Below are 8,793 nucleotides of genomic sequence, written 5' to 3'. Positions count from 1 at the left end.
TAACAGCAACAAGACTCTCTCTTATGGAATAGTGTTTAAATTAACAACTGACTTTCAGGATAAGGGAGCCAACTTTTGTAGTAAGACAATTAATAAAGCTTTTATCTGAACTAAAAGTAATAGCCGATAGCTGATGGCTGACGGCTGAATGCTTATATTGCTATAGTACAATAGATAATCTCTAATATATAAAATTAAGCTCTCATAATCAATACATAAACAATTCAAATTATTGGTAAAACAAAAATATTAATATACGTACCAAACTTAATATAAAATTAACTATTAATTAAATTAAAGTAGCAAGTTATTTATCAAAATCTCGCAAAAATAAAAATAATGCTATCAAATGACTTTCTAGAAACAGTTTGGTTAATACCTTGCTATGCTATCGTCGGTGCAGCTCTAGCCATACCCTGGTCTCCCGGAATTATTAAACGTACCGGGCCAAGACCAGCAGGTTATATCAATCTGATTATGACCTTCATCGCTTTCTTACATGGCTTAATCGCTCTATCAGTAGCTTGGAATCAACCAACTCAAGAATTATCAATACCTTGGCTAGATGTGGCAGGGCTAAATATCACTATTTCCCTAGAAATATCTACCCTCACTATTGGAGCGACTATATTAATTACTGGTCTCAATCTTCTGAGCCAAATTTACGCGATCGCCTATATGGAAATGGATTGGGGATGGGCACGTTTTTACTCCCTACTGGCATTATTTGAAGCTGGAATGTGTGCCTTAGTCTTGTGCAATTCCCTATTCTGGAGTTACATAATTCTAGAAATTCTCACTCTCGGTACATATCTATTAGTGGGGTTATGGTTTAGCCAACCATTAGTAATTACTGGAGCAAGAGACGCCTTCCTGACAAAACGGGTGGGAGATTTATTTTTGCTCATGGGAGTAGTTGCTCTATTACCTCTAGCAGGAACTTGGAATTATACGGAGTTAGCTGAGTGGGCAAAAACTGCAAACATCGCTCCTACAACTGCCACCCTATTAAGCCTTACTTTAATTGCCGGACCTCTAGGTAAATGCGCTCAGTTTCCCCTACATCTGTGGTTAGATGAAGCAATGGAAGGGCCAGTGCCAAGTACTATTTTACGGAACTCCCTGGTAGTAGCAGTTGGAGCGTGGGTGTTGATTAAAGTGCAACCTGTTTTAGCTTTATCCCCTGTTGCTTCCACAGTCACGATCGGGGTGGGAGTATTTACCGCAGTTTGTGCTTCTTTAATTGCTATTGGCCAAATTGATATTAAGCGATCGCTTTCTTATTCAGTCAGCACTTACATGGGTTTGGTCTTTATCGCTGTGGGAACTGGTCAAGACGAAACTGCTTTGATGTTGTTATTTACTTACGCTTGTGCGATGGCGTTGTTGGTAATGAGTACGGGTGGGGTAATTTTAAACTGCGTCAGTCAAGACTTGACTCAATATGGTGGTTTATGGTCTCGTCGCCCCATTACTGGAATTTCTTATTTAGTGGGTGCTGCTGGTTTAGTGGGTTTGCCTCCTTTGGGTAGTTTCTGGGCACTGTTGCAAATGACAGATTATTTGTGGAGTAGTCAACCTTGGTTAGTAGGTGTGTTGTTGTTGGTGAATGGGTTCACTGCTTTTAGTATTATTCGGGAGTTTGGTTTAATTTTTTGTGGTCAACCGAAGCAAATGACTGAGCGATCGCCTGAAGGTTTATGGGCGTTAGTTTTGCCGATGACTATTTTGGCTGGTTTTACGTTGCATATTCCTCTATTGTTTGCACAATGGCAACTACTACCGGATATCGCAACTATTAATAAAACTGTTGCTGGTTTATTATTGTTATCCAGTGTGCTTGGTTTTGGTATTGGTGGATTGATTTATCTAAACGATGGGTGGGAGAAACCAATTAAGTTTCCTTTACCAGCAATACAAGACTTTTTTGCCTACGATTTTTACACTGCAAAACTGTATAGAATTACTATTGTTTTTGTGGTGGGTTTAGTATCAAGAATTATTTCCTGGGTTGACCGCTATCTTGTGGATGGTGTAGTTAATTTTGTGGGTTTAGCGACTGTGTTTGGTGGTCAAGGTTTGAAATATAATGTTTCTGGTCAGTCTCAGTTTTATGTATTGACAATTTTGATTGGTATGACTCTATTATTAAGTTGGTTAGTGGTTGGTTTATTTTAGGGAGTAGGGAGTAGGGAGTAGGGAGTAGAAAAGAAGAAAAATAACTGTACCTTAGTAATACCATTTATCTGTAAAAATGCGCTTAATAATTATGACCAAAACCTGAATTTTACTAATAGCTGTTATCTTTTATTAAGCGCAACTTCATGGATAAATGGTATGACTTGAGAAAGGTTATATTGTGATTAATTATCTGTACATCATAGTCAAAAATAACTGTAATGCTTGCCTTGAATTTTTGAAATATTTAAGCCTGCCATAAAGCTGATTTAACAGCAGGTCAATTTACGGAAAAATCTCAATCATTCCCATGGATAATCTGTAGATTACACTTAGAAATTACCCGTTGGTTGTACTAGACTCAAATTTTGAGATGTTGAATCTAATCTGATTTAGTAGTTTTATTTTAGGAAAAATCTCAATCAATCATTTCCGGAAATCATCCGTAGATTACACTCAAAAATTATAGTTTTTGTCAGACTAAAATATTGAGATGTTGAATCTAAGTTAATTTAGTAGTGGATTGATTTGAGGAAAAATCTCAATCAATTATTTTTGTAAATCATCTGTAGATGACACTCAAAAATAGCGTTGCAAAAATGCGGGATGATTTTAATAGTTTTGTGTTTGGGGGCATCTTGCCCGTTCCTGATATTTTTGGGTAGGCAGGAACCCACCCCACTTACATAAATTTTGAGATGTTGAATTTAGCCTGATGATGGAACTGATTTATTAATAGGTTGATTGGAGGGAAAATCTCAATCAATTATTTCTGTAAATCATCTGTAGATAACACTCAAAAATAACTCTAGCGCTCGGCTAATATTTGGCAAATATTTAAGTAGATAATGAACCTGATTTAACAGTTACTTAGCGTAGCTCCTCCGGAGGAGACTAACTGATAACTGATAACTGAAATTACCCCTTAGTTGTACTAGTGCAGGATGGCGGAAATAACTGACCAGTTACAAAATCCTAAAACAATTACAAATAAAAAATGATTTACTTTTGACTTTTGACTTTTAACTTCCGCACAGACTAAAATTTAATTAACATAAAAATAACAGAAAATTATGCTCAGTGTCTTAATTATCATCCCAATTTTAGGGGCAGCTTTAGTCGGATTTTTTCCCGGAAAAATTACCGATGAAAAATTACGAAAAATCACCTTAGCAATTGCCCTATCTCTAATAGTTTGGACTGTAGAAATTGCCCTTAAATTTAACCTAAATAATCCAGGGTTACAATTTCAAGAACATTTTACCTGGATTCCCCAATTAGGTTTAACCTATAATCTCGGTATAGATGGTTTATCCTTACCATTACTCGCCCTAAATTCCTTACTAACATTCATCGTAGTTTATGGATATGGCAATAATGTTGATCGCCCGCGATTATACTACTCCTTAATTTTGTTAGTAAATGCCGGAATAGCAGGTGCTTTTCTCTCCGCAAACCTATTACTATTCATTCTCTTTTATGAACTAGAATTAATCCCCATCTATTTATTAATAGCAATTTGGGGTAGTAAAAAACGAGGTTATGCAGCAACCAAATTTCTGATCTATACAGCAGTATCCGGAATTCTGATATTAGCAGGATTTTTAGGAATAACTTGGTTAAGCAATTCTCCCAGTTTTGATTATGACCTAATCTCAACCCAAGGACTATCCCTAAAAACCCAACTTATCTTACTAACTATTCTCTTAGTAGGATTCGGTATTAAAATTCCATTAGTACCTTTACATACTTGGTTGCCAGATGCTTACGTCGAATCATCTCCCCCCGTCACCATTCTTCTCGGTGGCATATTAGCAAAATTAGGCACTTATGGACTATTGCGTTTTGGGTTAGGATTATTTCCCGAAACCTGGCAAATAGTCGCTCCCGGAATGGCGATAATTGGTACTTTTAGCGTCTTGTATGGAGCATTAGCAGCGATCGCTCAACAAGACATCAAACGGATGGTGGCCTACAGTTCAATTGGCCACATGGGTTATATTGTTGTTGCTGCTGCTGCCAATACACCTTTGAGTTTAGTGGGAGCTATTTCTCAAATGGTTGCTCACGGTTTAATTTTAGCGATTCTATTTCACCTGGTAGGTGTGGTAGAAAGCAAAGTTGGTACTCGCGAATTATCTGTGTTGAATGGTTTGATGAGTCCGGTGCGTGGTTTACCTTTTACGAGCGCTTTATTAATTATGGGTGGAATGGCAAGTGCAGGTATTCCAGGAATGGTAGGTTTTGCTGCTGAGTTTCTAGTATTTCAAGGTAGTTTTTCGGTGTTTCCTATTCCTACTCTGTTGTGTATTATTGCCAGTGGTTTAACTGCTGTTTATTTTGTGATTTTGTTAAACCGTACTTGTTTCGGCAAATTAGATAATGATACAGCTTATTATCCTAAAGTTATTTGGTCCGAACGTACCCCTGCTTTAGTATTAGCAGTAGTGATTTTCTTTTTAGGAATTCAACCTACTTGGTTAGTGCGTTGGAGTGAAGCAACTTCCAATTTTTTAGTCCCTAATTCTTCTATAGAAATTCAAAAGTCAAAAGTCAAAAGTCAAAAATTAGCTAGTTTGATAAATACAGCAGATGTTAATTTCCTGGAGTACAGAAATTAGGTTGTTTTGTCAGATATAAAAACTGTGTAAGAATATTTCTCAAAATTCCTACTAATATCAAGTTTGGATAATTATAATGCAGTTGGTTGGGTTAAGCGCTAGCGCAACCCAACAAATATAATTATTGTTGTTGGATTTATCCTCCGAATAAGCTCCACTAATGCGGACTCAACCAAATCTACAAAGTGCTACAAAGTGCCAAATTTTTATGATTTTCATTGAAGCAAACATGATATAACACCTCACACCTAAAACCTCAAAAATTATGACACAAATAACAATAAAACATCCCCCCTTCCAACATGAATTTGCCGAAATTAATTTCCCGTCTCGAAGTAGCGAAACCCAACAGATACAAACTAAAACTTAATGTGCGAATAATTATTTATAATACCGTAGGTTGGGTTAAGCGCTAGCGCAACCCAACAAATACAATTATTGTTGTTGGATTTATCCTCAGGATAAGCTCCGCTAACGCGGACTCAACCCAACCTAAAAAGTGCTACAAAGTGCCAAATTTTTATGATTTTCATTGAAGCAAACATGATATAACACCTCACACCTAAAACCTCAAAAATTATGACACAAACAACAATAAAACTTCCCCCATCCCAACATGAATTTGCCGAAATTATTCACCGCCTCGAAGCAGGTGGAGCAATGCTACCAGATACCCCAGAAAACCTAATGCAAATTATCGGTATTTATAAAGCTTATGCAGTACCAATGGATTTCTATTGGCGCGACTTACTTTATATTGCCGAACGAGTATTTTTAAACCCCTTACCCTTCTTTAAATACTTCCTGCCAAAAGAATATTTAGAACTTCATAATCACTATGCAGGTGATGATGCAGACTTAAGAGTTTGGCGCGGAGAAGCAACAGCTCATCCAGAACTTTTAGCATTTATTGAAAAGGGAGAAAGTGGCAAAAAATCAAAATTATTACATCATTTATGGCATGACAGAATTAATATGGAATTTGCCGAAGCTTGTATGCGAGCAATGTTTTGGCATCGGGAAATGGGAGGTAAATTCGATCCTTATTTAGATACTCCTGAATATAAGGCAGCAGCGGATAAAGCAATTAAAGCTTATTTTCAAGGAAATCCTGTAATGTTAGGTCTGTATAAACTATTTCCAGAAATGTTTATCGAACAGGTCAGACAACTTTCTTATTACAGTAATCTTGGTTTATTTTGGGAAGTAATGGCTGCTGTTTTTTTTGAAATGTTTGATTTATATAATGAAGGGAAATTAACCAGCGTTCCAGAAGCAATGAATTTTCTTGTAAATGGAATTTTTGCTGTAGCAAATCGCCCAATTTATCATCATGTTTATATTCGGGGTGAGTTACATGAAATTATTCCCAAATCTTGTGGTTTTACTTGGTTATTTGAAGCTGCTTTACCTTATGTAGAAGCTGTCTTTTATCGCACTGCACCTTTCCGTGGTACAAAGTCTTATAATGCTCAGGCAAAACAAGTACCAGAAAATCAAAAAGACTTTCATTATGGCATTCTTTATGCAGATGTTTTTCCAGTGGGAAATGCTGGTATCCCTCCCACATTATTAATGCAGGATATGCTGCATTTTTTACCATCATTTTTAGTTGATTATTACAAACAAAATTGTCGGGGTGAAGATGATATGTTGATTCAGTTAGGAATTACTTTTCAACGTTCAATGTATTGTGTAACTTCCGCAGTTATTCAAGCATTAAGACAGGCAACATTACATCCTTTAGATGACCCAGACCTAGAACATTTAAAAGCAAATCGTGCATTTTTTGAAGCACAACTAGATAGGTTTAAGCGTCCAGAAGCTCGGTTGCGAGATATTCAGCGCCAAGATTATCGTTAATATAATTAGGGTTTGCGCTCAAAAGTCTTTTAGTAGGGATAGGAGACAGGAGACAGGAGACAGGAGACAGGAGAAATGGGAATGAGTGAGGAGGTAGGAGCTAAGTTTTGTCCCAAGATTTTTCTGCCCAACTATGCGCCTCAAATGCGCTCCTTTTTGAGCGTTAAACCTTAAATTTCCTTGGCCAATTATCCAGAAATGATGAACAATTTCAGCAACTTTCTCAAGAAAATTATCTGTTTGTAGCCTTGTAGGCGGAAATAGGTTAACCTATTAACTCCTAGTCCTATAAAAGAAAAAGATGACCATGAAACCAAATTTCTTTGCACTTTTAATCGTATCTGCAGTAACCACAATGGCTGGTTGCACGAACCCTCAATCTACGCCAACAGTACAATCTGCGTCATGCGAAAATCCTGTAACAGAAAACGATGTTCTAGCTGCACAGCAAAGCTGGGGCGAAGCCATTGTCGCCATTGGCAAGGCAGAAAACCCAGAAGCAGAAGCACAAAGTACTCTTGATAGGCTTTATGGTTATGATCTTGGTACGGTTTTGTTCAAACCAACACTGGCCAGCAATGAGCCATTCAGAGGTACAGAGAAAGAGGCTTTGTCTTATTTTGTCAGTGGGAGCATCAGCGAAGATAAAGGTTTTGCTCTTGCGCCCTATAACAATGTGCGCTTTGAGAATGAAGGAATTATTACCCACTGCGATACAGCTACCTCAATGGGTGAGTATTTTTTCACCAAAACAGACGGTAGCGAGATCAAGGTAGAATACACTTTTGGTTATGTTCGTGATGAAAACGGTGATCTGAAAATCAATCTGCACCATTCATCTCTGCCATATCAAGTGAAATAAGGGCGATCGGTAGTAACGGTCGATGGATGGGAATCCCGCGCAGAGCTTGTGTCGGGATGATATCAAGGGTAGAAAATTAACTCCAACTGCTTCGGCTGCTGATATTGCTTCACAAGCTTTCTGTCAATGTCAATTCCATGTAAGATTTTGATAGCATTTACTACTTCGGGATACTGTACCAAAACGGCGTAAATAGAAGGTTGGCATTATATACTGCAGCGAGTCAGAGAAAGGCTCTGAAACTCTTATGATTCCCTTCCGTTATTGTTTGAAATATGGCGCTGTGCGCAGGCAATATGCAACAGGCAACAGCTCATCTGGCAACCCACCCCTAACCCCTCCCAGGAGGGGAATAAAAACCCGTTTGCGCAAGCATTCCATAGGAATCACATAAGACTTTTAGCTATTGGACAGTTCCTGTAATTTGTAAATATGCCAGCGCACATTGCTATAACTTTCAGACCATAAAAAAGTAAGATAGCTCTAACCCATATAAATCAATACTTTTAAGCTTTAATTGCCCCTGGTTGCACGAACCTTTGAACTACGCCTAGTTCAAGAAGCCGGAAATATTGTGACTCCAGAAGAAATGGGTATTATAGAATACGGTACTTTTGTATTAGGTTCAAAAGTGTTAATGGTACTAGGGCATGAAAATTGTGGGGCAGTAAAAGCAACAATGGATGGTAAACCTGTTCCAGGTCAAATTGGCAGTATAATTTCTGCTATTAAACCTGCTGTAGAAATTGCTAAAGGTAGAGATGGATATTCTGTAGAAAGTGCTGTTAAAGCTAATGTAATGGAACAAATAAAAATTATCAATCTTTCTCCAGTGATTACCCAGTTAGTTCAGGAAAACAAATTAAAAACTGTAGGTGGTTATTACGATCTAGACGAAGGAAAAGTATATTTGATTAGTTAAAAAACATAGAAAAATCTGCATTACTTTCATTTGCCTGTGTTTTCTGTTTCTTAACAAAGTGAGAGTAATAAAATGTCCTGCCCTTAATTACTTTTTTTCAACATACATTTGTATAAAATGTTTGCTTTCTCAAATTCAAGAGAAGTAATGTTATACTCATAGTAATTCTGCAATATTATCGTTAATAACTTTGAAAAAGGATACTAAATCAGCATCGTTTTTTTAGCTAGATCGCCGAGAAGCCTCACGCCATAATCTGTGATTTGGCGACCAGATGAATCGGCGGCCAATTGAATGGGTTCGATGCCGATTCAATTTGCATGATATCTCAGCAAAAACCTTCGCCC

5 protein-coding genes are annotated in these 8,793 nt (G+C 37.4%); all 5 read left to right on the top strand.

The genetic code is table 11. From position 1 onward, the window contains the following. Positions 1-339 precede the first annotated feature (339 nt). The 5 genes from F6K13_RS07535 to F6K13_RS07515 all read left to right on the top strand — a co-directional run bounded on the left by F6K13_RS07535 (position 340) and on the right by F6K13_RS07515 (position 8,446). Positions 340-2,178 (top strand): NAD(P)H-quinone oxidoreductase subunit F, encoded by a 1,839-nt coding sequence (locus F6K13_RS07535; RefSeq protein ID WP_124155432.1) that lies wholly within the window; start codon positions 340-342, stop codon positions 2,176-2,178. Positions 2,179-3,251: 1,073 nt separating this feature from the next. Beyond that, a complete protein-coding gene (locus F6K13_RS07530; protein ID WP_124144309.1) occupies positions 3,252-4,799 on the top strand; it encodes an NADH-quinone oxidoreductase subunit M in 1,548 nt (515 codons plus the stop codon). 579 nt (positions 4,800-5,378) lie between these two features. Further along, positions 5,379-6,662 (top strand): CO2 hydration protein, encoded by a 1,284-nt coding sequence (locus F6K13_RS07525; protein WP_124144308.1) that lies wholly within the window; start codon positions 5,379-5,381, stop codon positions 6,660-6,662. A gap of 301 nt (positions 6,663-6,963) precedes the next feature. Next, positions 6,964-7,524 carry a hypothetical protein gene (locus tag F6K13_RS07520; RefSeq protein WP_240038876.1) on the top strand — a complete coding sequence of 187 codons (561 nt, stop codon included), beginning with the start codon at positions 6,964-6,966 and terminating at the stop codon, positions 7,522-7,524. A gap of 517 nt (positions 7,525-8,041) precedes the next feature. Next, positions 8,042-8,446, top strand: coding sequence for a carbonic anhydrase (locus F6K13_RS07515; RefSeq protein ID WP_124144307.1), 405 nt, complete (start codon positions 8,042-8,044; stop codon positions 8,444-8,446). The last annotated feature ends 347 nt before the right edge of the window (positions 8,447-8,793 follow it).

The sequence above is a fragment of the Okeania sp. SIO2B9 genome, from assembly GCF_010672505.1.
Taxonomy (GTDB): Bacteria; Cyanobacteriota; Cyanobacteriia; order Cyanobacteriales; family Microcoleaceae; genus Okeania; species Okeania hirsuta.
Note: the sequence above shows the minus strand (reverse complement) of the source record. Positions and strands in the feature narration are given on the sequence as shown.